Annotated in this window: 27 protein-coding genes and 1 other RNA gene; 15 read left to right on the forward strand and 13 right to left on the reverse strand. The window is 63.1% G+C overall.

The features are described from left to right. Positions 1–2: 2 nt before the first annotated feature. Together ACMGE0_RS15900 and ffs are read right to left on the reverse strand one after the other, a co-directional pair. Positions 3–1898: a DNA polymerase III subunit gamma/tau gene (locus ACMGE0_RS15900; RefSeq protein ID WP_436816843.1), complete on the reverse strand. Its 1896-nt coding sequence runs from the start codon at positions 1896–1898 to the stop codon at positions 3–5. Between the two features lie 79 nt (positions 1899–1977). After that, an RNA gene (gene ffs / locus ACMGE0_RS15905) (signal recognition particle sRNA small type) lies at positions 1978–2074 on the reverse strand. Between the two features lie 30 nt (positions 2075–2104). Here ffs and ACMGE0_RS15910 point away from each other — a divergent pair. Further along, positions 2105–2566, forward strand: a complete 462-nt coding sequence (locus ACMGE0_RS15910) for an HIT family protein (RefSeq protein ID WP_436816844.1) — start codon at positions 2105–2107, stop codon at positions 2564–2566. 2 nt (positions 2567–2568) lie between these two features. Beyond that, complete coding sequence (nudC, locus tag ACMGE0_RS15915) at positions 2569–3546, forward strand: NAD(+) diphosphatase (protein ID WP_436816845.1); 978 nt, start codon at positions 2569–2571, stop codon at positions 3544–3546. Between the two features lie 47 nt (positions 3547–3593). On the opposite strand, the gene ACMGE0_RS15920 is transcribed toward nudC, so the two are convergent. Next, complete coding sequence (locus ACMGE0_RS15920) at positions 3594–4457, reverse strand: prephenate dehydratase (RefSeq protein WP_436816846.1); 864 nt, start codon at positions 4455–4457, stop codon at positions 3594–3596. Positions 4458–4469: 12 nt separating this feature from the next. Continuing rightward, entirely contained in the window at positions 4470–5225 is a 756-nt protein-coding gene (locus tag ACMGE0_RS15925; protein WP_436816847.1) for a 3-deoxy-manno-octulosonate cytidylyltransferase, read from the reverse strand. A gap of 162 nt (positions 5226–5387) precedes the next feature. On the opposite strand from ACMGE0_RS15925, the gene ACMGE0_RS15930 reads away from it, so the two are divergent. Further along, positions 5388–5972: a c-type cytochrome gene (locus tag ACMGE0_RS15930; RefSeq protein ID WP_436816848.1), complete on the forward strand. Its 585-nt coding sequence runs from the start codon at positions 5388–5390 to the stop codon at positions 5970–5972. Between the two features lie 82 nt (positions 5973–6054). On the opposite strand, the gene ACMGE0_RS15935 is transcribed toward ACMGE0_RS15930, so the two are convergent. After that, positions 6055–6999: an AEC family transporter gene (locus ACMGE0_RS15935; protein WP_436816849.1), complete on the reverse strand. Its 945-nt coding sequence runs from the start codon at positions 6997–6999 to the stop codon at positions 6055–6057. 364 nt (positions 7000–7363) lie between these two features. Here ACMGE0_RS15935 and ACMGE0_RS15940 point away from each other — a divergent pair, with 364 nt between their 5' ends. Then, on the forward strand, positions 7364–8356 hold the full coding sequence (locus tag ACMGE0_RS15940; protein WP_436816850.1) for an adenosine kinase: 993 nt from the start codon (positions 7364–7366) through the stop codon (positions 8354–8356). Here the strand turns inward: ACMGE0_RS15940 and ACMGE0_RS15945 are convergent. After that, positions 8349–8888: an SH3 domain-containing protein gene (locus tag ACMGE0_RS15945; protein WP_436816851.1), complete on the reverse strand. Its 540-nt coding sequence runs from the start codon at positions 8886–8888 to the stop codon at positions 8349–8351. The genes ACMGE0_RS15940 and ACMGE0_RS15945 overlap by 8 nt on opposite strands. 154 nt (positions 8889–9042) lie before the next feature. On the opposite strand from ACMGE0_RS15945, the gene ACMGE0_RS15950 reads away from it, so the two are divergent. Then, positions 9043–10047 (forward strand): 2-hydroxyacid dehydrogenase, encoded by a 1005-nt coding sequence (locus ACMGE0_RS15950; RefSeq protein WP_436816852.1) that lies wholly within the window; start codon positions 9043–9045, stop codon positions 10045–10047. 2 nt (positions 10048–10049) lie between these two features. On the opposite strand, the gene ACMGE0_RS15955 is transcribed toward ACMGE0_RS15950, so the two are convergent. Genes ACMGE0_RS15955 through recF form a run of 3 tightly spaced genes read right to left on the reverse strand, consistent with a single transcriptional unit; the run spans position 10050 to position 12486 of the window. Beyond that, the gene (locus ACMGE0_RS15955) at positions 10050–10520 is read right to left on the reverse strand and encodes a GNAT family N-acetyltransferase (RefSeq protein ID WP_436817002.1); all 471 of its coding nucleotides are present in this window, start codon (positions 10518–10520) and stop codon (positions 10050–10052) included. Then, positions 10520–11305 (reverse strand): molybdopterin-synthase adenylyltransferase MoeB, encoded by a 786-nt coding sequence (gene moeB, locus ACMGE0_RS15960; protein ID WP_436816853.1) that lies wholly within the window; start codon positions 11303–11305, stop codon positions 10520–10522. The genes ACMGE0_RS15955 and moeB overlap by 1 nt, the downstream gene beginning before the upstream one ends. A 44-nt stretch (positions 11306–11349) precedes the next feature. Then, positions 11350–12486: a DNA replication/repair protein RecF gene (gene recF / locus ACMGE0_RS15965; RefSeq protein ID WP_436816854.1), complete on the reverse strand. Its 1137-nt coding sequence runs from the start codon at positions 12484–12486 to the stop codon at positions 11350–11352. A 526-nt stretch (positions 12487–13012) separates the two neighbouring features. Here recF and ACMGE0_RS15970 point away from each other — a divergent pair. Then, positions 13013–13558 carry a cupin domain-containing protein gene (locus tag ACMGE0_RS15970; protein WP_436816855.1) on the forward strand — a complete coding sequence of 182 codons (546 nt, stop codon included), beginning with the start codon at positions 13013–13015 and terminating at the stop codon, positions 13556–13558. Further along, positions 13500–13757, forward strand: a complete 258-nt coding sequence (locus ACMGE0_RS15975) for a SlyX family protein (protein ID WP_436816856.1) — start codon at positions 13500–13502, stop codon at positions 13755–13757. Before ACMGE0_RS15970 ends, ACMGE0_RS15975 begins: the two co-directional genes overlap by 59 nt. A gap of 66 nt (positions 13758–13823) precedes the next feature. Here ACMGE0_RS15975 and dnaJ read toward each other — a convergent pair whose 3' ends face one another. From dnaJ to ACMGE0_RS15990, 3 genes are all read right to left on the reverse strand, one after another. Then, positions 13824–14960, reverse strand: a complete 1137-nt coding sequence (gene dnaJ / locus ACMGE0_RS15980; protein ID WP_436816857.1) for a molecular chaperone DnaJ — start codon at positions 14958–14960, stop codon at positions 13824–13826. A gap of 96 nt (positions 14961–15056) precedes the next feature. After that, the gene (gene dnaK, locus ACMGE0_RS15985) at positions 15057–16961 is read right to left on the reverse strand and encodes a molecular chaperone DnaK (RefSeq protein WP_436816858.1); all 1905 of its coding nucleotides are present in this window, start codon (positions 16959–16961) and stop codon (positions 15057–15059) included. Between the two features lie 195 nt (positions 16962–17156). Next, on the reverse strand, positions 17157–19547 hold the full coding sequence (locus tag ACMGE0_RS15990; RefSeq protein ID WP_436816859.1) for a transglycosylase domain-containing protein: 2391 nt from the start codon (positions 19545–19547) through the stop codon (positions 17157–17159). A gap of 198 nt (positions 19548–19745) precedes the next feature. Here ACMGE0_RS15990 and ACMGE0_RS15995 point away from each other — a divergent pair, with 198 nt between their 5' ends. The 7 genes from ACMGE0_RS15995 (at position 19746) to ACMGE0_RS16025 (ending at position 22172) form a co-directional block, all read left to right on the forward strand. Further along, positions 19746–19919: a hypothetical protein gene (locus tag ACMGE0_RS15995; protein ID WP_436816860.1), complete on the forward strand. Its 174-nt coding sequence runs from the start codon at positions 19746–19748 to the stop codon at positions 19917–19919. A gap of 164 nt (positions 19920–20083) precedes the next feature. Continuing rightward, on the forward strand, positions 20084–20266 hold the full coding sequence (locus ACMGE0_RS16000) for a hypothetical protein (RefSeq protein ID WP_085421921.1): 183 nt from the start codon (positions 20084–20086) through the stop codon (positions 20264–20266). A gap of 117 nt (positions 20267–20383) precedes the next feature. After that, entirely contained in the window at positions 20384–20593 is a 210-nt protein-coding gene (locus tag ACMGE0_RS16005; protein ID WP_436816861.1) for a hypothetical protein, read from the forward strand. Between the two features lie 107 nt (positions 20594–20700). Continuing rightward, positions 20701–20943 (forward strand): hypothetical protein, encoded by a 243-nt coding sequence (locus tag ACMGE0_RS16010; protein ID WP_436816862.1) that lies wholly within the window; start codon positions 20701–20703, stop codon positions 20941–20943. Between the two features lie 114 nt (positions 20944–21057). Then, positions 21058–21255 carry a hypothetical protein gene (locus tag ACMGE0_RS16015; protein ID WP_436816863.1) on the forward strand — a complete coding sequence of 66 codons (198 nt, stop codon included), beginning with the start codon at positions 21058–21060 and terminating at the stop codon, positions 21253–21255. 263 nt (positions 21256–21518) lie between these two features. Continuing rightward, entirely contained in the window at positions 21519–21719 is a 201-nt protein-coding gene (locus ACMGE0_RS16020; protein ID WP_436816864.1) for a hypothetical protein, read from the forward strand. Between the two features lie 81 nt (positions 21720–21800). Next, complete coding sequence (locus tag ACMGE0_RS16025) at positions 21801–22172, forward strand: hypothetical protein (protein ID WP_436816865.1); 372 nt, start codon at positions 21801–21803, stop codon at positions 22170–22172. Here ACMGE0_RS16025 and ACMGE0_RS16030 read toward each other — a convergent pair. Beyond that, entirely contained in the window at positions 22169–22657 is a 489-nt protein-coding gene (locus ACMGE0_RS16030; RefSeq protein ID WP_436816866.1) for a YbaK/EbsC family protein, read from the reverse strand. The genes ACMGE0_RS16025 and ACMGE0_RS16030 overlap by 4 nt on opposite strands. A 473-nt stretch (positions 22658–23130) precedes the next feature. Between ACMGE0_RS16030 and ACMGE0_RS16035 the strand changes: the two genes are divergently transcribed. After that, positions 23131–23340, forward strand: a complete 210-nt coding sequence (locus ACMGE0_RS16035) for a cold-shock protein (RefSeq protein WP_085421927.1) — start codon at positions 23131–23133, stop codon at positions 23338–23340. Positions 23341–23729 lie beyond the last annotated feature (389 nt).

Consider the following 23729-nt stretch of genomic DNA (forward strand, 5'->3'; position numbering starts at 1 on the left):
CCTTATAGTACGATGTCGTCGCCGGGCAGGATATCGCCCTCTTCGGATTCCGCCGCTGCCGGCGCCGGCACTTCCTCGGTTTCGGTTTCTTCCTCCGCGGCGCGGATGCGCACGTCGGTGATCTTGGCGCCCGGGAATTGGGCGAGGATCGCCGCCACGTCCGGATCGGCGCGGGCATCGGTCAGCCTTGCCTCGCGGGCGGTGTTGTCCGCTTCGACCAGCGTGGCCTCGCCCGCTTCACGGGACAGGATCACCATCCAGCGGATGTCGGTCCATTCTTCCAGCCGGCGCTGCAGATCGTTCACCAGCGAGCGCGGCGCATCGCCGGAGAGGTTGATCTCCAGCCGCCCGGGCTCCAGCTTCACGAGCCGGACGAAATTTCTGAGCAGGGCTTTCAGCTTCGGGTCGCGATTTTTCGAGCAGAGATCGGCGATGTCCGAGAGCGAGTTGACCGGCACTTTCGGCACCGGCTTTTCGGCCGGGTGCTCCTCCGCGCGACCCACCGGCATCTCGTGCGGCTCCGGGTTCGGCACGGCCTGCAGCAGGGCGGTCGGCCCCCGCCCTGAAACTTCGACCGGAACGCGTGGCGCCGGCATTTCGGTGCCGCGAGCATTGACCGGCGACGGTGGCGGCGAGACCGGCCGGCCGCCGCCATTGTTGGATGACGGGACAGGACGCTGGCCATCGCCATTGGAGAAATCGGCAAGCCGGCGCGCGGCGTCCTCCGGCGAGGGAAGATGGGCGGCATGGGTGAGCCGGATCAGCACCATTTCGGCAGCACCGGCGGGCCGCGAGGAGTTTTCCGCTTCCGGAATGCCCTTGAGCAGCATCTGCCAGATGCGCGACAGCGTGCTGACGGCAACGCTGTCGGCGAATTCCCGGCCGCGCACGCGCTCCACCTCGCTGAGGGAAGGGTCGTTCGCCGCATCGGGAATGTATTTGAAGCGGGTGACGAGATGGGTGAAATCGGCAAGGTCGGTCAGCACGACGACCGGATTGGCGCCGGCCTCGTATTGCGCGCCGAATTCCGAGAGCGCCGCTTTCACGTCGCCGCGCACGATATGCTCGAAGAGATCGACGATGCGGGCGCGGTCGGCGAGCCCCAGCATGCCGCGCACGGTCTCGGCCAGCACGCTTCCGCCGCCATGGGCGATCGACTGGTCGAGCAGCGAAAGCCCGTCGCGGGCAGACCCTTCAGCCGCGCGGGCGATCATCGCAAGCGCTTCCGGCTCGGCCGGAATGCCTTCCTTCTCAAGGATGGTCGTGAACAGGCCGACGAGGTCGGCGGAGCTGATGCGGCGCAGGTCGAAACGCTGGCAGCGGGAGAGGACGGTGATCGGAACCTTGCGGATTTCGGTCGTCGCGAAAATGAACTTCACATGCTCCGGCGGCTCTTCGAGCGTCTTCAGGAGGCCGTTGAAAGCCTGCGTCGAGAGCATGTGCACTTCATCGATGATATAGACCTTGTAGCGCGCCGAGACCGGACGGTAGCGCACCTGCTCGATGATCTCGCGGATGTCGTCGATGCCGGTATGCGAGGCGGCGTCCATTTCGATGACGTCCACATGCCTGCCTTCCATGATCGCCTGGCAGTGCTCGCCGGGGATGCGCAGGTCGATGGTCGGCTTGTCGATCTCGGGCGTCTTGTAGTTCAGGGCGCGGGCAAGGATGCGGGCGGTCGTCGTCTTGCCGACCCCGCGCACCCCGGTCAGCATATAGGCCTGCGCGATGCGGCCGGTTTCGAAGGCGTTGGTGAGCGTTCTCACCATCGGCTCCTGGCCGACCATCAGGTCGGAAAAATCCTTGGGGCGGTATTTGCGGGCAAGCACCCGGTATCCGTTGCCGCCAGAGATGCTGGAAGTGGGGGTGCTCGTCTGTGTGGGCCCGGTATCGCTCATTCAGTCCTGCCAGCCTGCGCGGGCCATTCCAGCCACTTGACCGGACCGGAAGCTGACCAAGATGGTGTCACGTATTGAGGTGGGAGGCTGGCACGGCGACCCGTGCCGGGCTCGTTAGGGCTGCTTCCTTCCGGACCTGACCCGGTTGGCGAGTGGCTCGTCCACCACCAACCTCCCGCCGCACATATCGGCAATAACGCTTCCAAATGCAAGCCAACCCTGTAAAAAACTGCTATCGATTACAAAAACACAGGAGGAAAAGCTTGAGCGATTTCGAACTGGACGAGAGGCTCGCTCGGGATTCCGACCTGGTGACGGTGCTCGGCCTGTGTCAGCTGCGCATCCTGAAGGACAGCCGCTGGCCCTGGCTGATGCTGGTGCCGCAGCGGGGCGGCATGACCGAGATCTTCGATCTGACGCCGCTCGACCAGGCGCTTTTGACCTTCGAGACGAACATGGTGGGGGCGGCGCTGAAGAAGGCGACCGGCGCGACCAAGGTCAATGTCGGTGCGCTCGGCAATATCGTCCGCCAACTGCATGTGCATATTATCGCCCGGTTCGAGGGTGATCCGAACTGGCCCGGTCCCATCTGGGGCTTCGGTCAGCCGGTCCCCTATGACGAACAACGGAAGCAGGATTTCCTCAAGAAACTCGTTGAAGCCCTCTGATCATGACCAAGACCCTTTTCGAGACGGACGCCCCCCATCCAGAGCCCAGCGATCTTACTGCCTTTTCCGGCAACAAGCTGGACCGGCAGGCCGAGTACCGTGAGGACGATTGCCTCGAGAAGGCGCTTGCGGTCGAGGGCATGCATATCTTCGCATTCACCGGCAGTCGGCTGATCCTGAAGCATGACGGTCAGATCCTTGATCCGCTCTTCGCGCCCTATGAGCTTGCCGAACTGAATCCCGATTTCGACAACGCCATCCTGCTCGGCTACAAGGAAAACGGCGAGCCGCGCATCGCCGTGCCCGTCCTCATTCCCGCGGAGGAATTGGCAAGCCAGTACAAGCCGACGGAGGCGCGTGCGCTGTTCCGTGATTCGCTGATCGAAGGCGAACTGCAGGGCGAGATCGCCCAGGCCGTCGCGCTTTTGAACTGGAACGCCGCCAACAAATTCTGCGGCCGGTGCGGTTCTCCGACCGAAATGAAGATCGGCGGCTACAAGCGCCTCTGCACCAACTGCCAGCATCAGATGTTTCCGCGCACCGATCCGGTGGTGATCATGCTGGCAGTCGATGTCGAGCGCGACCGCTGCCTGCTCGGCCGCAGCCATCATTTCCAGGAGGGCATGTATTCCTGCCTTGCCGGCTTCGTGGAGCCTGGAGAGACGATCGAGAACGCCGTGCGCCGCGAGACCCTTGAGGAATCCGGCATCGAGATCGGCCGCGTGCGCTATCACGCCTCGCAGCCCTGGCCCATGCCGCATTCGCTGATGATCGGTTGTTATGCCGAGGCGATATCCACCGAGATCAGGATCGACCCGCAGGAAATGCAGGACGTCCGCTGGTTCGGGCGTGCCGAGGCCGCCGCCATGCTGGATGCCGGACCGGACAGTCCCTATTTCGCGCCGGTCAGGGGGGCGATCGCCCATCGCCTGCTGCGCGACTGGATCGAGTGGGGTGAGGAGCGGTCAGGCAAAGCCTGAGCAGCCGATCCGGTGAATCGATTGCTCCGGCTTTGCCTGACCATTCCTTACCCCTTCTGCAGCGCCCCGCGCATGGGGTGGCCCTTGTAGGTCCCAAGAATCCGCACTTTTTCGGAGAAGAACCGCAGTTCCTCCAGTGCGCGGCGCACCGGCGGATCGTCCGGATGGCCCTCGATATCCGCATAGAACTGCGTCGCCACGAACTTGCCGCCGAGCTGGTAGCTTTCCAGCTTCGTCATGTTGATGCCGTTGGTCGCAAACCCGCCCATCGCCTTGTAGAGCGCGGCCGGAATGTTGCGGACATTGAAGACGAACGTGGTGACGATCACGTCCGAAGGCTGGCTGCGCTGCACCCATTTCTCGTCGCGCGAGAGCACCACGAAACGGGTGACGTTGTCGTCCCGGTCCTCGACGTTCTCCGCCAGGATTTCGAGGCCATAGAGATCGGCGGCAAGACGTGGGGCGAGCGCCGCCATCGTCCGGTCGCCCTTTTCCGCCACCATCTTTGCCGAGCCGGCCGTATCGCCTGCGACGACCGCCTTCCAGCCGTTCGACCGGATGATCTTGCGGCACTGGCCGAGCGCATGGATATGGCTGTGGACGGTGCGGATCTCCTCGCGTTTCACGCCGGGCAACACCATGAGCTGGAAGCGAATCGGCATGAAGTACTCGCCGATGATGTGCAGCCGCGATTCCGGCAGAAGGTGATGGATGTCGGCGACGCGGCCGGCGATCGTGTTCTCGATCGGGATCATCGCGAGATCGGCATCGCCGCTTTCGAGCGCCTGGAAGGCATCCTCGAAGGTCGGGCAGGGCAGCGGCTCCATGGTCTGGAACATGTCGCGGCAGGCCATGTCGGAATTGGCGCCGAAGTCGCCCTGGAAGGCGATGCGATTGGTGAGAGCGTTCATGGGAAACATCCGTTAGGAGGCACGGGCGGAAAGGATTGCGCGGGCCTTTTCAAGGTCGGCGGGAGTATCGACACCGAGCGGCACCGAGTCAACGATCTCGGCGTCGATGCGCATGCCCGCTTCCAGCGCCCGGAGCTGTTCAAGCGATTCGCGCTTTTCGAGCACGGAAGGCCCGAGCGAGACGAACTTTTCGAGCGCTGCCCGGCGATAAGCATAGAGGCCGATGTGGTGATAGAGCGGGCCGTTGCCGTAGGGCGCGGTCGCGCGGGTGAAGTAAAGCGCCTTCAATCGTGTGGCGGAAAGCGGCGAGCCGACGATCTTGACCACGTTAGGGTTGGTCTTTTCGTGTTCGTCGGTGATCTCGACGGCGAGCGTCGCGATATCGGTCGAGGGGTTTTCGAGCGGGCGTAGAGAGGCGCGCACCGCCTCCGGCTCGATCGTCGGCAGGTCGCCTTGCACGTTGATGACAAAGTCCATCCGGGCGTCCGGATCGGCTTTCTGCACCGCCTCGAAAATGCGGTCGGAGCCGGATTGGTGGTCCTGCCGGGTCATCACCACGTCGAACCCTGCCGCCGCCACGGCGTCATGGACGTCCTGGTGGTCGACTGCGACGATGATTCGGCCTGCCTCGGCTTCCTGGGCGCGTTTTGCTACCTGGACGATCATCGGCAGGCCGGCAATATCAGCCAGAGGTTTCCCCGGCAGCCGCGTCGAGGCCATTCGGGCCGGGATCAGCACCAGCGTCCGGTCGAAAGCCGTGTTCTTCATGGAGAGACCCTTCTATTCCCGCCTGTACAGTGTCAAAAAGTCTCACGCGCGGAACGATTATCGTGTTGCAACAACAATGCAAAAGACATAGGTTCCGCGCAATTTCAAGATGCCCGCCCTGTGACGGCGGTGTGACAGGCGGTTGCGAAGGAGCGGTTGCGGATGAACCCCTATGTAAACATGGCGGCAGGCGCCCTGCTTGCTACGGTCTTCGTCATGATGTCGGTGTCGATTGCCTCGGAAGGCATCTTCCATTCGGAAGCTCCCGAGAAGGAAGGTTTTGCGATCGTTGCGGCTGAGGAGCCCGCCGCCGGTGCAGGGGGTGAGGCAGCCCCGGCGGCGGTTCCGATCGCTCAGCTTCTTGCCAGTGCCGATGCGGCTGCCGGCGCGACCGTCTTCAAGAAGTGTCAGAGCTGTCATTCGATCGAAAAGGGCGGCCCGAACAAGGTCGGCCCGGATCTCTGGAGCCTCGTCGATCGCCCGGTCGCCGCGCATGAAGGCTTCGCCTATTCCGCAGGCATGAAGGAATTTTCCAAGGGTGGCGAGGAAAAGTGGACCTTTGACAACCTGAACCACTTCCTGACCGCCCCCAAGGCTTTCGTGAAGGGCACCGCCATGGGCTTTGCCGGTTTGAAGAACGACACCGAGCGCGCCAACCTGATCGCCTATATCCGCGAACAGGCCGACAGCCCGGTTCCGCTTCCGGATCCGGCTGCAGCCGAGCCGGCCCCGCCGGCGACGAACTGATCGCGGTTCGGAACATCTCAAGCGGAAATGCCCGGCTTTCGACCGGGCATTTTTGTTTCTGGCGGATGCGGGTTGCGATCGCTCAGCTCAGAAGCCAGGCCCAGAAGCCGACGGTGAAGACGCCGAAGGCGGTGGTGATGCTGATCACCGATGCTGCGAGGCTATGGCCCGAGCGGAAGCGCTGCGCGATCAGCCAGGCGTTGATTCCGGTCGGTACCGAAGAGGTCAGGACGAGAGCCGCCGTCCAGTCCCCGGGAAGGCCGAGGAGATGGCTCATCAGGAAGACGACTGCCGGCAGCAAGATGAGCTTGAGCACTGCCGCAGTCCCCGAAAGGCCGATGTCGCCCCGGATCGGATATCTTGTCAATGCCATGCCGATCGACAGCAGCGCCACCGGACTTGCGGCCGCCGAGAGCTGATCGACGACGGTGGCGAGGGCGGGGGTCAGGTGCAGCCCCAGGAAATTGAAGATCAGACCGACGATCAGCGCAAGGACGAGCGGGTTGCGGGCGAGATTGGAGCCGACCTGTTTCAGGATGGCCGGAAGGCTGCGTTTCCCTCCGCCCTCTACCTTCGAGGTGGCGCCTTCCATGAGGATCGTGCCCGCCACCATCATCAGCGGCAAGTGGATGGCGAGCAGGATGGAAATTGCGACCAGTCCGTCCTTTCCCACGATATGGGCAACCAGCGGCAGACCGATGAAGACGTTGTTGGCGAACGAGGCGGACATGCCGGCGATGACGCCGATTTTTGCGTCCCGCCGAAATATATGCGTGGCGATGAGATGGCCTGTCCCCCAGGTGATCGCAACGCCGAGGAAATAGGCCGTCCAGAGCCGGAACGGAGAGGCGCCCTCGAAATGCGCGTCCGCCAGCGTCCGGAAGATCAGCATCGGCACGGCGATCTTGAAAACGAATTCGCCGAGCGCGTCGCCGGTCTCCTCCTTCAATATCCCGGTCTTGGCTGTCATCCAGCCGATCAGGATCAGGATGAAGACGGGCACGACGTTCACGAAGACGGAGGACACGGGAGGCAGGCTTTCGATAAGGGCTTTGCATGCGTCTAGCGCATGTCGGGGGCGACGACAAATGCGCTTGCTGCAAAAGAGACCTTCTCGAGCGGGGAACGTGGCGATCCGGCCAACAAAAAAGCGGGGCTGTTCCCCGCTTTCCCACCTGGTCTCGTCCAGGCACCCGGTGGTCAGCCGCCAGTTCATCCGTGGTCGGCAACACAACCGGATCGGTAAAGTGTATAACCTCGGATCGTGACAGCGAAATGACGGCCGGCAGAGGCCCCTGTTTTGCAGGCATTGCCCTTATTTCCGCTTCCAATCGGATCAAAACCCGAATACCGGTTTTCTCCTCAAACCTATTCGAGAGGATCAAGACCGGATGCCCAAATTCGACGTGCTCGCCATCGGCAACGCCATCGTGGATATTCTCGCCCGCTGCGAAGACAGCTTTTTGAGCGAGAACGCAATCAACAAGGGTGCGATGAACCTGATCGATGCCGAACGCGCTGAGCTCCTTTATTCCAAGATGGGCCCGGCCGTGGAAGCCTCGGGTGGTTCGGCCGGCAACACGGCGGCCGGCATTGCCGGTTTCGGCGGCAAGGCGGCCTATTTCGGCAAGGTCGCGGAAGACCAGCTCGGTGAGATTTTCCAGCATGATATCCGTGCCCAGGGCGTGCATTATCAGACGCGGCCGGAAGGCACCAACCCGCCGACCGCCCGTTCGATGATCTTCGTGACGCCGGACGGCGAGCGTTCGATGAACACCTATCTCGGCGCCTGTGTCGATCTCGGTCCGGAACATGTCGAGGAGGATGTCGTCGCGGAAGCCAAGGTCACCTATTTCGAAGGCTATCTCTGGGACCCGCCGCGCGCCAAGGAGGCGATCCGTGAATCCGCCCGCATCGCCCACGCCCATGGCCGCGAAGTGTCCATGACGCTCTCCGATCCCTTCTGCGTCGACCGCTACCGTGCCGAATTCCTCGACCTGATGCGCTCCGGCACGGTCGATATCGTGTTCGCCAACCGGCACGAGGCGCTCTCGCTTTACGAGACCGACGATTTCGAGCTGGCGCTGAGGAAGATCGGCCAGGATTGCAGGCTAGCGGCCGTCACGATGAGCGAGGAGGGCGCGATCATCATTCGCGGCGAGGAACGGGTTCGGGTGCCTGCCTATCCGATCGAGGAACTGGTCGACACGACCGGGGCGGGCGATCTTTTCGCCGCAGGTTTCCTGTTCGGCTATACGCAGGGCCGTTCGCTTGAGGATTGCGGCAAACTCGGCTGCCTGGCCGCGGCGATCGTCATTCAGCAGATCGGTCCGCGCCCGATGGCATCGCTGAAGGAGGCTGCGAAGCGCGAAGGCCTTATTTGAAGGCTTCGCCCGGATAGGCGCCCCAGACCTCGGCTTGCGCAACCCAGCCCTCAGCGCCGCTCGCTTCCGCACGGCACCAGTCGCCGTTGCATTCGTCGATCTTGAAGACGACGCCCGGCTCCAGCTTGGCGACGACGGGGGCGCTGTTTTGCGGATCGCGGCGCATGTTGACGTAGATGTCCTTGCCCTTGCCGCGCATCCACGGCGCGGCAACCGCCGTGCGTTCGCCCGAAAGCAGCGCCTGGTTCACCCAGCCTTCGGTGCCGTCCGCATCGCGAACGCGCCGCCAGTTCTCGTATTCCTGGATGATCTCCATCGGGGTTCCGGATTTCATATACATCCAGGAGACCGCATAATCGGTGCTCGGACCGATGCGGATGTTGACCTTCTTCGACTTGAGGCTGACGAAGCGCGGCAGCGGCAGGCCGCTCGGCCCTTTCGCGCCCTGGGCATGAACGGGCGCCGAAGCGGACAGAGAGGCGATGAGACCGAAGGAAAAAGCGACAAAGGAACGAAGAATGAGGCGACGCATGGGTTTGGGTCCGGCTGGGCTGTCTCGGGCTTTCCGAAACCTCGCGAGGTTTTGTTTGTCTTCGCTGACGGGTCTGGTAGAAAACGCCCTGGATGAACCGAATATCGCGCGACTTGGTTAAGGACCTCCTAAAAGGCGCCGGATAGAGAACCTCATGACGGCAAAGAAAAGACCCAAGGTCTATATCACCCGCAAGCTGCCCGATGCGGTGGAAACCCGCATGCGCGAGCTGTTCGACGCCGAGCTCAATATCGACGACGCGCCGCGCTCGCGGGACGAACTGGCGGCGGCGATGCGGACCGCCGACGTGCTGGTGCCGACGGTGACGGACAAGATCGACGCGGCGCTGATCGCGGAAGCCGGGCCGCAATTGAAGCTGATCGCCAGCTTCTCCAACGGCTTCGACCATATCGACGTGGATGCTGCCGCGAAAAAGGGCATCACGGTCACCAATACCCCGAACGTGCTGACCGAAGACACCGCCGACATGACCATGGCGCTGATCCTCGCGGTCAACCGGCGGCTGGCGGAAGGTTCGCGCATCCTGACCGACAACCCGGGCGACTGGGCGGGCTGGAGCCCGACCTGGATGCTGGGGCGCCGGATCTGGGGCAAGCGCATCGGCATCGTCGGCATGGGCCGCATCGGCACCGCCGTCGCCCGCCGCGCCAAGGCCTTCGGCCTCTCGATCCACTACCACAACCGCAAGCGCGTGAACCCGGCGACGGAAGAGGAGCTGGAAGCGACCTATTGGGACAGCCTCGACCAGATGCTCGCCCGCGTCGATATCGTTTCGGTCAACTGCCCCTCGACGCCGGCGACCTTCCACCTGCTTTCGGCCCGCCGGCTGGCGCTGATGCAGCCGAGCTCGATCATCGTCAACACCGCCCGCGGCGACGTCATCGACGAGGCGGCGATGATCCAGCTTCTCTGCGACAACAGGATCGCGGGGGCCGGCCTCGACGTCTATGAGAACGAGCCGGCGGTGAACCCGAAGCTCGTCAAGCTCGCCAACCAGGGCCGGGTCGTGCTTCTGCCGCACATGGGCTCGGCGACGATCGAGGGCCGGATCGACATGGGCGACAAGGTGATCATCAACATCCGCACCTTCTTCGACGGCCACCGCCCGCCGAACCGGGTGCTGCCCGGCCGCAACTGACATCAGGTTATCCGCTTCTGCATCTCGATCGAGGTGACGCGGGTAAAGCCCGGATGGGAGTTTTCGGCCGTCTTCGTAAAACCCCATCTTGCGAAGGTCGCATGGTTGCCGGCAAGCTCGATGCGGGTTTCGAGCCGGAGCGCCGGCAGGCCATTCTCCTTTGCGGCGTCTTCTGCCACAGCCAGCAAGCGGCGGCCGATGCCCTTGCCCTGATGGGCGGGCGCAATGGCAAGCTTGCCGAGGTAGAGAGAGCCGGGTTCGGGTTTCAGGAAGATGCAGCCGACAAGCCGTCCGTCCTTGTTCGCCGCGAAGGCGATTTCGTCATGGGCCTTCTGCGCCAGCGAAGCGGGCGTCAGCCGATGGGCCGAGGAGGGCGGGTCGATGACGCCGTCCATATAGGCGAAGGAGGAGAGGATGAGGGCGAGCAGCTCGTCCCAGCGGCCGAAATCCTCGCTTATTCGAATGATCTCGATCATTCGGCGGCGGCTCTCGCGGTGCGGCGCTTGTATTTGATGGTGTCGAAGCGGGCGGCAAGCGAATCGTAGAGCATCAGCCGGCCCACCAGCGGCTCGCCGATGCCGGTGATGAGCTTGATCGCTTCCATGGCCATCAGCGTGCCGACGACGCCGGTAAGCGCGCCGACGATGCCGGCCTCCGCACAGGACGGGATCAACCCTTCCGGCGGCTTTTCCGGGAAGAGGTCGCGATAGGCCGGATTGGGAACGCCGTCCGGACCGGTCTCATGGGGTTTCAGCACGGTCAGGGAACCGTCGAAACGGCCGACCGCCCCGGTCACCAGCGGGATTTTCGCCAGCTCCGCCGCATCGGCTGCGGCATAGCGAGTGTCGAAATTGTCGGAGCCGTCGATGAGAAGATCGAAGAGGGGAAGATGCCGCTGCGCCCATGTGAGCGAAAAGCGCTCCTCGAAATCCGCGACGCGCACATGCGGATTGAGACGCGCGATCTTTTCGCGGGCGCTTTTCGTCTTCATTTCGCCGATCGTGCCGGTGTCGTGGATGACCTGCCGCTGCAGGTTTGAGAGAGAGACGCGGTCGTCGTCGACGATGCCGATCGTGCCGACGCCGGCGGCCGCCAGATATTCGAGGATCGGCGCACCGAGCCCGCCGGCGCCGATCACCAGCACGTGGGCGTTCTTCATCTTCTGCTGCCCCGCGCCGCCGATTTCAGGCAGGAGGATATGGCGGCGGTAGCGTTCGATCTCGTCCTGGGTCAGGTTCTGTGGGGTCCGGTTTTCCATGGCTCTCATCTTAGCACCGGGAGCAGGGGCGGGTAAGGAGACTTTCAGCCGTCGATACCGCCCTCGATATTTCCATGCGCGACGGTGAAGAACTGCGCCCGGTCGGCGAGCGCGGAAAACATGCTCCTGTCGGTGCCGGTCATGAAGGACTGGCCGCCGAGGCCGTGGACGAGATCGAAAAGCGCCGCCCGCCGGCCCTCGTCGAGATGGGCGGCGATCTCGTCCAAAAGCAGGATCGGCGCATGGCCGGTCATGTCTGCGGTGAGGCGGGCATGGGCGAGCACGAGGCCGATCAGGAGCGCCTTCTGCTCGCCGGTCGAACAGCGCGCGGCCTCCATGTTTTTTTCGCGGTGGCGCACCAGGAGATCGGAGCGGTGCGGCCCGTCCAGCGTGCGGCCGGCCGCGGCATCGCGATTGCGGCCATTGCGCAGCATTTCCAGATAGTCCTCCTCCAGGTCGGCGGCGGGCCGGTCCATCAGTCCGTCCATGAAGCCCTGGAGCGCGAGCACGGGTGTCGGGAAAGGCGTCTCCCCGGAACCGGCCGAGAGCGTCCGGAGGAGCCCGAGCATTTCCTGCCGCGCGGCCGCCATGGCGATGCCGAGGCCTGCCATCTGCGCCTCGATGGCGGTGAGCCAGGCGGGATCGAAGCGGCCGTCGGAAAGCAGCTTGTTGCGGCTGCGCATGGCGCGCTCGAAATCGCTCGCCCGGCGTCCGTGCGCGGGATCGAGAGAGAGGACGAGACGGTCGAGGAAACGCCGCCGGTCGGAAGAGGGACCGGTGAAGAGCCCGTCCATGGCGGGCGTCAGCCACAGCACGCTCAGGTGATCGGAGAGCTCTTCGGTGGATTTCGCCGTCGTGCCGTTGATCCGCAGCTTACGGGTGACGTTCTCCCCGTCGCCGGGCTCGATGCCGGTGCCGATCGAGACCTCGCCCTCCATCCCGTCAATATCGGCGAAGATCGAAAAGCCGCCCGCGGCGCCGACGCGCGTGACGTCGGTGAGGACCGCGCGGCGGAGGCCCCGCCCGGGAGAGAGGAAGGAGACGGCTTCGAGAAGATTGGTCTTGCCGGCGCCGTTCTCGCCCGTCAGCACCACATGCCGCCCGTCGAGCGCCAGCGCCGCTTCCGCGTAGTTGCGGAAATCGGTGAGCTTGAGCCGGGAAAGGGAGGTCTTCTGCGCCATCGGGAATCTTCAAGTGTCGTTGAACAGGAGCTAAGGTTTCGGAGGCCGGAAGGCAAGCTTTCGTGTTTATGTGCTGGCTGCCCCTCACCCCTCACCCGCTCGCGGGGAGAGGTGAGACAGGGAGAGGGTGGCAGCAGCCGGATGAGGGGCAGATATACGTTCGCCTCCGCGGTGAGGTCATCACCCGGATTTTGGCTGGTCGGAGAGCCCACACGAATGCGGAACCTCATTGAATTTGTATAAGCGGCTCCGCATTCGCGTGACCTTCGGCGTTCTCCCGGGCTTCCGGCCCCTACAGGTGATCATCTCGTCTCGCTGCATGGCTTCGTTCGCGGTCTCCTTCGCGAAACACTCCGACGACGGAAACAGGAGAATTGTAGGCACAGGTTTGGAGGGCGGGATGCCGGCAGGGGCTAATTGCTTGTTTCCGTTGGAGCGCACCGCAATTCCGTCCCCGCGAGATCGGACATGGACCGGTCGGTTCCGGTCGGTTAATGTCGCGCAATTTCCGAAAGGAGACTGCGCCATGACCGACGAGGACCGACCTTCCTGCATCGCCCATTGGGCCGAAGTCGAAAGGCCCGTGGAGAGACATTACCGGGGCGATGACGAACTGATGGGCTTCGGCGCGGCGCTCGCGCGGCATTTCGGCCTGACGCGGCTCGGCATCCATCACCACCGCCTGCCGCCGGGCCGCCGTTCCTCCTTCCCGCATGCGGAGAAGCTGGAAGAGGAATTCGTCTATGTGATCGAAGGCACGCCGGATGTATGGCTGGACGGCGAGATCCATCGCCTGAAACCGGGCGATTCGGTCGGTTTTCCGGCCGGCACGGGAATTGCCCATACCTTCATCAACAACACGGACACGGAGGTGCGGCTGCTTGTTGTCGGCGAGGCTTCCACCCGTGCCAACCGTCTCTTCTATCCCAAGAATATCGAGCTAAAGCCGGTCCGGCCCGACTGGTGGGACGATGCGCCGGCGCGGCCGCTGGGGGACCATGACGGCATGCCCGATGCGGTGCGCGCCCGGAAGGCGGCGAAGACGGAAAAAGAGGAGACCGAACGTGGGTGACGAGGAAAGGCTGGTGAAGCTCGAAGAGCTTGCCGCCCATCAGGTCAAGGTGATCGAGGAACTGTCGGATCAGCTCGCGGAGCAGTGGAAGGTCATCGAGCAGATGCGCGCCAAGCTCGACCGGCTGACGGAGCGGTTCCTGACGCTGGAGGAGGCATCGCTGGAAGCGCCGCCGATTACCAAGCCGCCGCATTATTGAACGATTTTCCAAACGAAAAAGGCCGAAACCCGGGGCTCCGGCCTTCCGCTTGAACGATGACGGGGATCAGCCGTCGAAGAATTCCTTCATCCGGGCAAAGAAGCCGGTGGATTCCGGATTGTTTTCCTTTGACGAGAGGGATTCGAATTCCTGCAAGAGTTCGCGCTGCCGCTTGGTGAGCTTCTGCGGCGTCTCGATCTGGATCTGGATATAGAGATCGCCCGTCTGGCTGGAGCGAAGCACCGGCATCCCCTTGCCCTTGAGGCGGAACTGCTTGCCCGCCTGCGTGCCTTCCGGCACGGTGACGCGGGATTTCGTTCCGTCCAGCGTCGCCACGTCGAACGTGCCGCCGAGCGCCGCCGTCGTCATGGAAATGGGCACGGCACAGTAAAGATCGGCGCCGTCGCGCTGAAAGAACTGATGCGGCTTCACCGACAGGAAGATGTAGAGGTCGCCCGCAGGTCCGCCGCGCGCGCCGGCCTCGCCTTCGCCCTGCAGGCGGATGCGGGTGCCGTCCTCGATGCCGGCCGGGATGTTGACCGACAGCGAACGCTCTTCCGTGACGCGGCCCTGTCCGTGGCACTTGACGCAGGGATCGGTGATCGTCTGGCCACGGCCGTGGCAGGTCGGGCAGGTGCGTTCGACCGAGAAGAAGCCCTGGCTGGCGCGCACCCGGCCCGAGCCCTGGCAGGTGGCGCAGGTCTTCGGCTGCGTGCCGGGCTTGGCGCCCGAGCCCGAACAGACGTCGCAGGTGATCGAAGTCGGAACCCTGATCTGCGCCGTCTTGCCGGTGAAGGCTTCTTCCAGCGTGATTTCCATGTTGTAGCGAAGGTCGGCGCCGCGCTCGCGTCCGCCGGCCGAGCGTCGGGCGCGCCCGCCGCCCATCATTTCGCCGAAGATGTCTTCGAAAATGTCGGAGAAGCCGCCGGCCGACGAGAAGCCGCCGGAGCCAAATCCGCCGCCGCCCATTCCGCCCTGTTCGAAGGCGGCATGGCCGAAGCGGTCGTAGGCCGCGCGCTTCTGGGGATCCTTCAAGGTCTCGTAGGCCTCGTTGATCTCCTTGAACTTCTTTTCGGCTTCCGTATCGTCCGGATTCTTGTCCGGGTGATATTTCATGGCGAGCTTGCGAAAGGCGCTTTTCAGCTCCTTCTCGTCAGCCGATCTGCCGACACCCAGGGTTTCGTAAAAATCTGCTTTTGCCATGGAGGTAACCGGCTCCGGAAAGGGCTCCGGCTGCACGATGGCAGCCGGATACTTGGGTCAACTATGGTCGAGGTCTCGCCATCAGGCAACCGGCTATCAGGCGGACTTCTTGTCGTCCTTCACTTCCTCGTAGTCGGCGTCGACGATATCGTCGTCCTTGCTGCCGCCTTCGGAGGAAGCGCCTTCCGCCTGCTGGGCCTCGTAGATGGCCTGGCCGAGCTTCATGGAGACTTCCATGAGGGTCTGCGTCTTCGCCTGGATGTCGTCGGCATCCGGTTCGGAGGCTTCGACTGCCGTCTTCAGCGAAGCGATCGCATCCTCGATCGCCTTGCGGTCGGTCTCGGAGACCTTGTCGCCATATTCCTTCAGCGACTTCTCGGTCGAATGAACGAGGCTCTCGGCCTGGTTCTTGGCTTCGACGCCCGCACGGCGCTTCTTGTCGGCTTCGGCATTGGCCTCGGCGTCCTTGACCATCTTCTCGATCTCGGCGTCGGAAAGACCGCCGGAGGCCTGGATGCGGATCTGCTGTTCCTTGCCGGTGCCCTTGTCCTTGGCAGAAACCTGCACGATGCCGTTTGCGTCGATGTCGAAGGTGACTTCGATCTGCGGCATGCCGCGCGGTGCCGGCGGCAGACCGACGAGGTCGAACTGGCCGAGCAGCTTGTTGTCGGCCGCCATTTCACGCTCGCCCTGCGAAACGCGGATCGTCACGGCCTGCTGGTTGTCCTCGGCGGTCGAGAAGACCTGGGACTTCTTGGTCGGGATCGTCGTGTTTCGGTCGATCAGGCGGGTGAAGACGCCTCCAAGCGTTTCAATTCCGAGAGACAGCGGGGTCACGTCGAGCAGCAGCACGTCCTTGACGTCGCCCTGCAGAACGCCGCCCTGGATCGCGGCGCCCATGGCGACCACTTCATCCGGGTTGACGCCCTTGTGCGGCTCCTTGCCGAAGAGCTGCTTGACGGTTTCCTGCACCTTCGGCATGCGGCTCATGCCGCCGACGAGTACGACTTCATCGATCTCGGCAGCGGTGACGCCCGCATCCTTGAGGGCTGCCTTGCACGGAGCGACGGTGCGCTGGACGAGGTCGTCGACCAGGCTTTCGAACTTGGCGCGGGTCAGCTTCAGCGTCAGGTGCTTCGGACCGGAAGCGTCGGCCGTGATGAACGGCAGGTTGATTTCGGTCTGCTGCGAGGACGAGAGCTCGATCTTGGCCTTTTCGGCAGCTTCCTTGAGGCGCTGCAGGGCAAGCTTGTCGTTCTTCAGGTCGATGCCGTTGTCCTTCTTGAACTCGGCCGCGAGATATTCGACGAGACGCATGTCGAAGTCTTCACCGCCGAGGAAGGTGTCGCCGTTGGTGGACTTCACCTCGAAGACGCCGTCGCCGATTTCGAGAACGGAGATATCGAAGGTGCCGCCGCCAAGGTCGTAGACGGCGATCGTCTTGCCTTCCTTCTTGTCGAGGCCGTAGGCGAGAGCGGCGGCCGTCGGCTCGTTGATGATGCGCAGAACGTCGAGACCGGCGATCTTGCCGGCATCCTTGGTGGCCTGGCGCTGGGCGTCGTTGAAGTAGGCCGGAACGGTGATGACGGCCTTCTCGACCTTCTCACCGAGATAGGATTCGGCGGTTTCCTTCATCTTCTGAAGGACCATCGCGGAAATCTGCGAGGGGGAATAGGACTTGCCGTGGGCCTTTACCCAGGCATCGCCATTGTCGCCCCTGGTGATCTCGTAGGGGACCAGACCCTTGTCCTTTTCGACGGTCGGGTCTTCATAACGGCGGCCGATGAGGCGCTTGACGGCGAACAGCGTATTGGTGGGGTTGGTGACCGCCTGGCGCTTGGCCGGCTGGCCGACGAGGCGCTCGCCATCTTCCGTGAATGCGACCATGGAGGGCGTGGTACGCGCGCCTTCGGCGTTCTCGATCACCTTTGCGTCCTTGCCGTCCATGATGGCGACGCAGGAATTGGTGGTGCCGAGGTCGATGCCAATTACTTTTGCCATTTCTTCTCTCTCCTTTAAGCGAACTGTCGGAACCCCGAGAGGCATTCCGCTGACAGTTCCTCGACTGGGATGGTTTCGCAGCATCGGCTGCGGTCATGCCGCGTATATAAGGACGGGTTTTTCCGACTGCAAGGCGAGAAATCGCCCGTATCTCAGCAAAAAGAAGACTTTGCCGACTCGTGTTGCGGAACTGGTTTACTGGCCCATGAGGATGTCGAAAAGCGTCGTCTGCCGCGGCTGGCGGGTGGAGCCGGTTCCGCCCACTTCGCCGGGCGGGATCGGGCCTCCGCCGACGTCCGCAGGCGGCACGGGAGCGCGTGAATCGTAGGGGCCGCGATATTCGCGATAGTCCCGGGCCGGCACGTCTGCAGGCGGCACGATATCGCCATAGGGATATCGCCCGACCGAGGCGGAATCCTGATCGGGTGGCCGGGGCGGCGGCGGATAGTCCGGGGGGAGTTCCTCTTCGGCACGGCGGGCGGCGCGGGGCAGGATGCCCGAGATGATGTCGCCGATCGTCGTCGGCGCGGCGTCGGGCTGGGCTGCGGGCGGCGGCAGTTCGAGCGCGCGGCCGGTGCCGAAGAGCGGCGTCGGCGTATAGCCTTTCATGGCGGCGGTCATGTATTCCTTCCAGGCTCTGGCCGGCAGCCCGCCGCCCGTCACCTTTTTCATATAGGCGCCGTCGTCGTTGCCGAACCAGATGCCGGTCGTCATGATGCTGGTGTATCCGACGAAGAGCGCGTCGCGGAAGGACTGCGTGGTGCCCGACTTGCCGGCCGCCTGCCAGCCGTCGATCCTCGCGGCCCTCCCGGTGCCCTCGTCGATCACGCGGTTCATCATGCCGTTCATCGTCGCGGCGACCGGCTCGCTGAGGACGCGCGGCGGGTTGGTGTAGTCTGCCTCGTAGAGCGCCTTGCCGTCCGTGTCGGTGATGCGCTTGACGATATGCGGCGTCGCCTTGTAGCCGCCGTTCATGAAGGACGCGTAGGCCGAGGTGAGCTCGACCAGCGAGACTTCCGACGTGCCGAGCGCGATCGAGGCGTTCGCCTGGATGTCCGACTCGATGCCGAGCCGGTGGGCGAGGCTGACCACGTTTTCCGGCCCCACCTCCATGACGAGTTGGGCGGCAATGGTGTTCAGCGACTGCGCGAAGGCGGAAGCGAGCGTCACCGGCCCCCGGTACTTCTGATCGTAGTTCTCCGGCGACCAGTTGCCGATCCTGACGGGCGCGTCGTTGCGGACGGAATCCGGCCGGTCGCCGGCTTCCAGCGCCGCGGCATAGACGAAGGGCTTGAAGGCCGAGCCCGGCTGGCGCTTCGCCCGTGCCGCGCGGTTGAACTGGCTTTCGGCATAGTCGCGGCCGCCGACGACGGCACGGATCGCGCCCGTGGCGTCGACGGAAACCAGGGCCGCCTGCGAGGCGTTGAGCTTGCCGCCTTCCTTCTTCAGCACGTCGTTCAGCGCCTTTTCGGCGGCTGCTTCGAGACGCAGGTCGATCGTCGTCTCCACGATCACATCGACTTTGGGCTCGCCGATCAGGCTTTTGACCTCGTCCACCACCATGTCCGCCGCATAGTGCTGCGCGCCGGACCAGTAGCTTTTCGCTTGGGCCGGGGTTTGCGACATGGCGGTCTTGAGGTCGCTTTCGGTGATGTAGCCTTCCTCCTGCATGGCGCCGAGCACCACCTGCGCACGGGCTTCGGCGGCTTTGGGATCGCGTGCCGGCGACAGGCGGGAAGGCGCCTTCAGAAGGCCGGCCAGCGTCGCCGCCTCGCCGAGGTTCACGTCGCGCGCCGACTTGTTGAAATAGCGCCGCGAGGCCGCTTCCACGCCGTAGGCATTCGAACCGAAGAAGACCCGGTTCAGATACATGGCCAGAATCTGGTCCTTGGTGAATTTCGTCTCCAGCCAGAAGGAGAGCAGCACTTCCTGGATCTTGCGCTCGAAGGTGCGCTCCGGCGACAGGAACAGGTTCTTGGCGAGCTGCTGGGTAATCGTCGAGCCGCCCTGGAGCGGCTGCCCGGTCAGGTTGTTGATCACGGCGCGCGCCAGTCCGAAGGGGTCGACGCCGAAATGCGAATAGAAGCGCCGGTCCTCGATGGCGATCACCGCCTGAGGCAGGTAGGGCGACATCTCCTCGAGCGCCAGCGCTTCGCCGCCGGTCGAGCCGCGATTGGCGATGACGGAGCCGTCGATCGCGGTGATCTTCATGTTCGGCGGACGGTCGGGAACGGCCCAGGTGCTGGCGGCCGGCATCTGCGCGCCGTAATAGAGAACGAGGCCGCCGCCGCCGATGCCGCCCCAGATGGCGAGCACCACGCACCAGTACACGAGGGTACGCAGCGGACCGAAGAAGCCACCTCCGCCTCCCTGGCGCCGAGACGCCGTCCTGCGGGAGGGGCGAGAACGTTCGGACCATTCCTGGCGTTCGGCGCGGTCGTCTTCCCTTGCGGCTTTCGATGGGCGTTTGGCAGTTCTTCCCGTGCCCACGATGCGTTCGTCCGCGTCGAGACGGAAATCGTCACTCGCCCGTGAACCCTCGAAGGACGGTTCCACGCGCCTGTCTGATCTGCCTCTGGCTGCCATGATGAGCCGGCGTACCCCCGTATCTCGCCTGTCAAAACAGGCTGTTACTCGATTGTCTGATCGCCCAAGCTTTCGCTGGACTCTAAATGCGGCGATTTAAGGAGGGGTAAAAGCAAGTTCTGGCGACGGCCGTATTCCGGAATGACTTGACTTCGGTGATTTTTTATGAGAACAAAAAGTGAACATATGGAGGTATCGATGACCAGAGCAGAACAGGTGATTGAACGTGCCATGACCGCCGTGGCGGCCTCCCGGGCCATCCGCGAGGCGGAAGCAAAGCGCCGGCGCGAGACGTTCCAGAAGATCCAGATCGCCAACCAGCGCCGCCCGAATGTCCCGAAGGGCATTCAACTTCCGCTGGATCTTCATTGAGGTTTTGCCGAAAGACTTGACTGTCGCCTGCAAAGCGAATGCATGCGGATATATTGACAAACGTTCCGATAGGCTGCTTCCCTTTTCTTTGGAAAATCCGATTGGCATGGAACTATGGAGGAAGATCCATGTTGTGTCGGATTCCACCTTGGAGGAGGGAGGAAATGATCAAGATCGTCGAGGCGGTGGTCCGCAATGGGGACCGCCGTATTCCGGTCGGGTTGGTCAGCATCAAGCAGGCGCTTGAAATGCCCGAAAAGGAAACGTTCGAATTCAGTCACCCCGCCTATGAAGCCGGGAAGACCGATATATTCGTAAACCGCGAAACCCTTTCGAAGCTGATGTAGCCGCACCGGGCGAAGAAAACCGGCAGCATGATGGCATCCGAAAACGCAAATTCGTGATTTCGGGTTCATGACGTTGCGGGTTACCTTTCTCCTGCAACCGAAGCGAAGGAGAATGACATGAAGACATTTCTCGTAATCGCCGCCGTACTTGGTCTCACGTCGTCCGCAGCCCTTGCGGAATGCGCCGGCCACGTCACGGCTTCCGCCAAGGTGGATAAGGAAGCCACCACGGCCAGCATCGCCACTCCGGCGCCGGATCAGCCCCGCGAACAGGCTGCCGTCCTGAAGCGCCAGCAGGCCGAAGGACAGACGGAAGCCACGGAATGATCGTTTCGCCCGCGCCGGTCCCCGCCGGCGCGGGTTTTCGTTCCAACCTGCCCGGGTTGCGGAACCTCGCGCTCCGCCTGGGGTTATCTCAAGCAAAGGAGATAGCCATGGCCAGAAAAGCTCTCGATGCCGGGTTCACCGGCGACGTGGCGCAGGAAAAAGGCGTCGCCGCCAAAGCGAAAACCGCAGTTCATCGCGTCAGGGACGAAGCCGGCTCGGTCGCCGCCCATGCGGTCGATCACCCGGCTGCCACCGGCTCGGCGATCGCCGCCGTCGGGCTCCTGAGCTTTGTGGTGGGCTATATGCTGGGTGTGTCTTCCGCCTCGCGCGACCGCCGCTGGTATCACTAGCGCCCTGCCGCCAGTCCACCATATCAGGCCGCCAGTCCACCACATCAGGCGTCCGATTGCGGAACCGACACCGGCTTCACTCGTTCGACTCCTTGAACAGACAGGGAGAAAACGATGCCCAATCGAGATCCTATCCGCAATCCGGGTTCCGAGACGCCCCGCGGTCCCCAGCCCGAAGGCGGCATTCCGGATCGCGTCCAGGAAAAGCCGCCGCTGACCCCGGCACAGGACCCGGGTGACAGCAAGAACCCGCAGGACCCGACCCTCAACCCCGCCCTTCTGCCGACCGGCGATCCGGCCGGAATGGCGTGATTCGATAATCGGCTGTCTCCATGCGGATTCGCGGGCGCGGGATGGGTATCATCCGGCGCCCGCTTAATATTGCATTCCTCCTGTTGCCAATCTATTAGGGAAGGCTCAAACTAGGGACTTGCGGCCGGGAGGCCCTTGGCTCAGGTTCCGGCGAGGCCGGCGCAAGACTGTCGCAATAGAAGCCGTTGACGAGGTCTCCGGCTCGTTGCCAACAGGTCTGCCGATCAGACGCAATACGGTCGGGAGGTTTCATGCCTACACAAATGATCCGCAAACCCGTCAATCCGGAGCAGCTCAGCCTGCTGCAGCAAGTTTTTGACCAGGCCTGCGCAGAACACCGGATCGACAAGGACAGCCCCGATGCCGAGGCGCTCGCGCTGATCCTTGTGAACTCCCTCCAGAAAGGCTCGGACGACAAGGAAAAACTTGCCGCGCTGGCCGAAGCCCTGGCCAAAAGCCGGTAAGGGTTACGTCTCGGAGAGGAACCTATCCCGCCTTCGAAAGTTGACCGATCTCTCGATACGATCAACCAGAAGGAGGCCGGTATGGCAGAACCCGTCAGGAACCTGAAGACACCCGTGAAGTCGGACACGCCGTCTTTCGACGCCGAATCCAGCGAGAACTTCAACAACGAGATCGTGACCCTACGCTCCGAGATCGCATCCCTTCGCGAGCAGCTCGCGCAAAAGACGGGGGCCGCATATGATAAGGTCGCCGAGCGTGCCAGCAGCGCTGCGAACTATGTCCAGCATGAGGCCTCTTCCGTCGCCGGCACGATCCGCGAACATCCGGCCGCCACGACGACCCTGTTCGCGCTGATCGGGGCGATCGGGTTCGCGATCGGCTATGTCGTCGCAACCGCTTCGGCGGAAAGCAAGCAGGCCTGGTATCGCCGCTATCTGAGCGATCGTTTCTAGGCGGCGGTATCGCCGGCCGGCGCGGAATCCTGGCCGACATCGACCCAGGCCGCTCCGGCCAGTTCCGCCATGCGCGCCGGACCGATGCGGACGGCGGCATTGATGGCGCCGGCCGCCGGCACCACTTCCGGAAATTTCTTCAGCGAAACGTCGCAATAGACCGGGATCGGGGAGGGAAGTCCGAACGGACAGACGCCGCCGACCGGGTGGCCGGTGAGCGCCGTGACTTCGTCGCCACCCAGCATGCGTGGCTTGGCGCCGAAACGATCCCTGAACTTCCGATTGTCCAGGCGGATAGTCCCGGACATGACGACGAGCGCCGTCATTTCGCCTGCGCGCACGCAAATCGTCTTGGCGATCTGTTCGGGCGCCACGCCATGGGCGGCAGCGGCAAGCGGCACGGTCGCCGAGCTTTCCTCGGTGACGACGATCTGGATGTCGGGAGCGTGAGCGGCGAAGAAGGCGCGGACGGATTCGAGACTCATGGGAGGAAAATGACCCGGGAAAGGAGGAATCGCAAGCGAGGAGGAGAGCTATGCGATTTTTGCAATGCTGCGCTGCGAAATCATGGCTGTTTTTTAAGCTGTAATCCTGTATGTTCAGATCATCGAAGGCGCACTCCTCCTCCCAGCGCCTTCGATGGGACCAACGACACCTCCTCCTCCCGGTTGTTGGTCAGTTTCAGAAGCCCGGCGCACCTCCTCCCGCGCCGGGCTTTCTGCGTTCTGGGGCTTTGAAATCATTGCCGGTTTCGCCCCGGTAAGCCGCATCTGCTCTCGGCGATCTTGACCTTTCGCCGGTAAGGCCTTAGATGGTTGCCCATCGATATTTGTTTGATAGCCAGCACGACACGCCTACCGGCGTTTGCGACGATCTTTCTTCAAATACGAAACTCAAACGTTCCAAAGCGGCTTTCGTGAGGAACAGTCGGTCATATTTGCAAGGGAAAGGCATCGTTATGGCGACCGGTACTGTAAAGTGGTTCAATGCAACCAAGGGCTATGGCTTCATTCAGCCGGATGACGGTTCGCAGGACGTCTTCGTTCACATCTCCGCTGTCGAGCGCGCCGGTCTCGGCCAGCTCAAGGACGGTCAGAAGATCTCCTACGAGCTCGTCAGCGACAAGCGCTCGGGCAAGGTTTCCGCGGACCGTCTCCAGGCGGCCTGATCTGACGGAGATCGCAGCAGGCGATCATCGCGATCTTTCGAAAGGCCGGTTCGTCCGGCCTTTCTGCTTTTTAGAATGATTTTAAGTTTTCCCCTTGTAAACGAAGACCATCGTCACCATTTACCGGTCAATGGCGTTTCCGACGCACCGCATGGCTGGGCTAAGAAGCCCGGCGGCCATGCGCGTAACGGCAAATACGGGCGACCGTGCCGTTCTGAGGCAGTTTCCATATCCGCGTTAACGGAATGTTTACCGGCCGGCAGGACGATGATCGCTAGAGCCGCGTTGATCCTCAGAAGATCGAAAAGCGGCCGCGTCGAAAACGCTTGTCCCATTTCGAGTGACCACGGATGTACTGGCACCAATGAATGGGGTGGAAAGGTCGGGCG

The sequence above is a fragment of the Neorhizobium descurainiae genome (assembly GCF_051400715.1).
GTDB lineage: Bacteria > Pseudomonadota > Alphaproteobacteria > Rhizobiales > Rhizobiaceae > Neorhizobium.

Bases quoted from the DNA above. Each gene is read 5' to 3' on its own strand.
- ACMGE0_RS15910 (WP_436816844.1), top strand. From the start codon at position 2,105: ATGCAAGCCAACCCTGTAAAAAACTGCTATCGATTACAAAAACACAGG.
- ACMGE0_RS15900 (WP_436816843.1), bottom strand. From the start codon at position 1,898: ATGAGCGATACCGGGCCCACACAGACGAGCACCCCCACTTCCAGCATC.
- ACMGE0_RS16030 (WP_436816866.1), bottom strand. From the start codon at position 22,657: ATGAGTCTCGAATCCGTCCGCGCCTTCTTCGCCGCTCACGCTCCCGAC.
- ACMGE0_RS16000 (WP_085421921.1), top strand. From the start codon at position 20,084: ATGATCAAGATCGTCGAGGCGGTGGTCCGCAATGGGGACCGCCGTATT.
- recF (WP_436816854.1), bottom strand. From the start codon at position 12,486: ATGGCGCAGAAGACCTCCCTTTCCCGGCTCAAGCTCACCGATTTCCGC.
- ACMGE0_RS15925 (WP_436816847.1), bottom strand. From the start codon at position 5,225: ATGAAGAACACGGCTTTCGACCGGACGCTGGTGCTGATCCCGGCCCGA.
- ACMGE0_RS16020 (WP_436816864.1), top strand. From the start codon at position 21,519: ATGATCCGCAAACCCGTCAATCCGGAGCAGCTCAGCCTGCTGCAGCAA.
- ACMGE0_RS15975 (WP_436816856.1), top strand. From the start codon at position 13,500: ATGCGGTGCGCGCCCGGAAGGCGGCGAAGACGGAAAAAGAGGAGACCG.
- dnaJ (WP_436816857.1), bottom strand. From the start codon at position 14,960: ATGGCAAAAGCAGATTTTTACGAAACCCTGGGTGTCGGCAGATCGGCT.
- ACMGE0_RS16005 (WP_436816861.1), top strand. From the start codon at position 20,384: ATGAAGACATTTCTCGTAATCGCCGCCGTACTTGGTCTCACGTCGTCC.
- ACMGE0_RS15970 (WP_436816855.1), top strand. From the start codon at position 13,013: ATGACCGACGAGGACCGACCTTCCTGCATCGCCCATTGGGCCGAAGTC.
- ACMGE0_RS15990 (WP_436816859.1), bottom strand. From the start codon at position 19,547: ATGGCAGCCAGAGGCAGATCAGACAGGCGCGTGGAACCGTCCTTCGAG.
- ACMGE0_RS16010 (WP_436816862.1), top strand. From the start codon at position 20,701: ATGGCCAGAAAAGCTCTCGATGCCGGGTTCACCGGCGACGTGGCGCAG.
- ACMGE0_RS15940 (WP_436816850.1), top strand. From the start codon at position 7,364: ATGCCCAAATTCGACGTGCTCGCCATCGGCAACGCCATCGTGGATATT.
- ACMGE0_RS16035 (WP_085421927.1), top strand. From the start codon at position 23,131: ATGGCGACCGGTACTGTAAAGTGGTTCAATGCAACCAAGGGCTATGGC.
- ACMGE0_RS15950 (WP_436816852.1), top strand. From the start codon at position 9,043: ATGACGGCAAAGAAAAGACCCAAGGTCTATATCACCCGCAAGCTGCCC.
- ACMGE0_RS16015 (WP_436816863.1), top strand. From the start codon at position 21,058: ATGCCCAATCGAGATCCTATCCGCAATCCGGGTTCCGAGACGCCCCGC.
- ACMGE0_RS16025 (WP_436816865.1), top strand. From the start codon at position 21,801: ATGGCAGAACCCGTCAGGAACCTGAAGACACCCGTGAAGTCGGACACG.
- ACMGE0_RS15930 (WP_436816848.1), top strand. From the start codon at position 5,388: ATGAACCCCTATGTAAACATGGCGGCAGGCGCCCTGCTTGCTACGGTC.
- nudC (WP_436816845.1), top strand. From the start codon at position 2,569: ATGACCAAGACCCTTTTCGAGACGGACGCCCCCCATCCAGAGCCCAGC.
- dnaK (WP_436816858.1), bottom strand. From the start codon at position 16,961: ATGGCAAAAGTAATTGGCATCGACCTCGGCACCACCAATTCCTGCGTC.
- moeB (WP_436816853.1), bottom strand. From the start codon at position 11,305: ATGGAAAACCGGACCCCACAGAACCTGACCCAGGACGAGATCGAACGC.
- ACMGE0_RS15995 (WP_436816860.1), top strand. From the start codon at position 19,746: ATGACCAGAGCAGAACAGGTGATTGAACGTGCCATGACCGCCGTGGCG.
- ACMGE0_RS15945 (WP_436816851.1), bottom strand. From the start codon at position 8,888: ATGCGTCGCCTCATTCTTCGTTCCTTTGTCGCTTTTTCCTTCGGTCTC.
- ACMGE0_RS15920 (WP_436816846.1), bottom strand. From the start codon at position 4,457: ATGAACGCTCTCACCAATCGCATCGCCTTCCAGGGCGACTTCGGCGCC.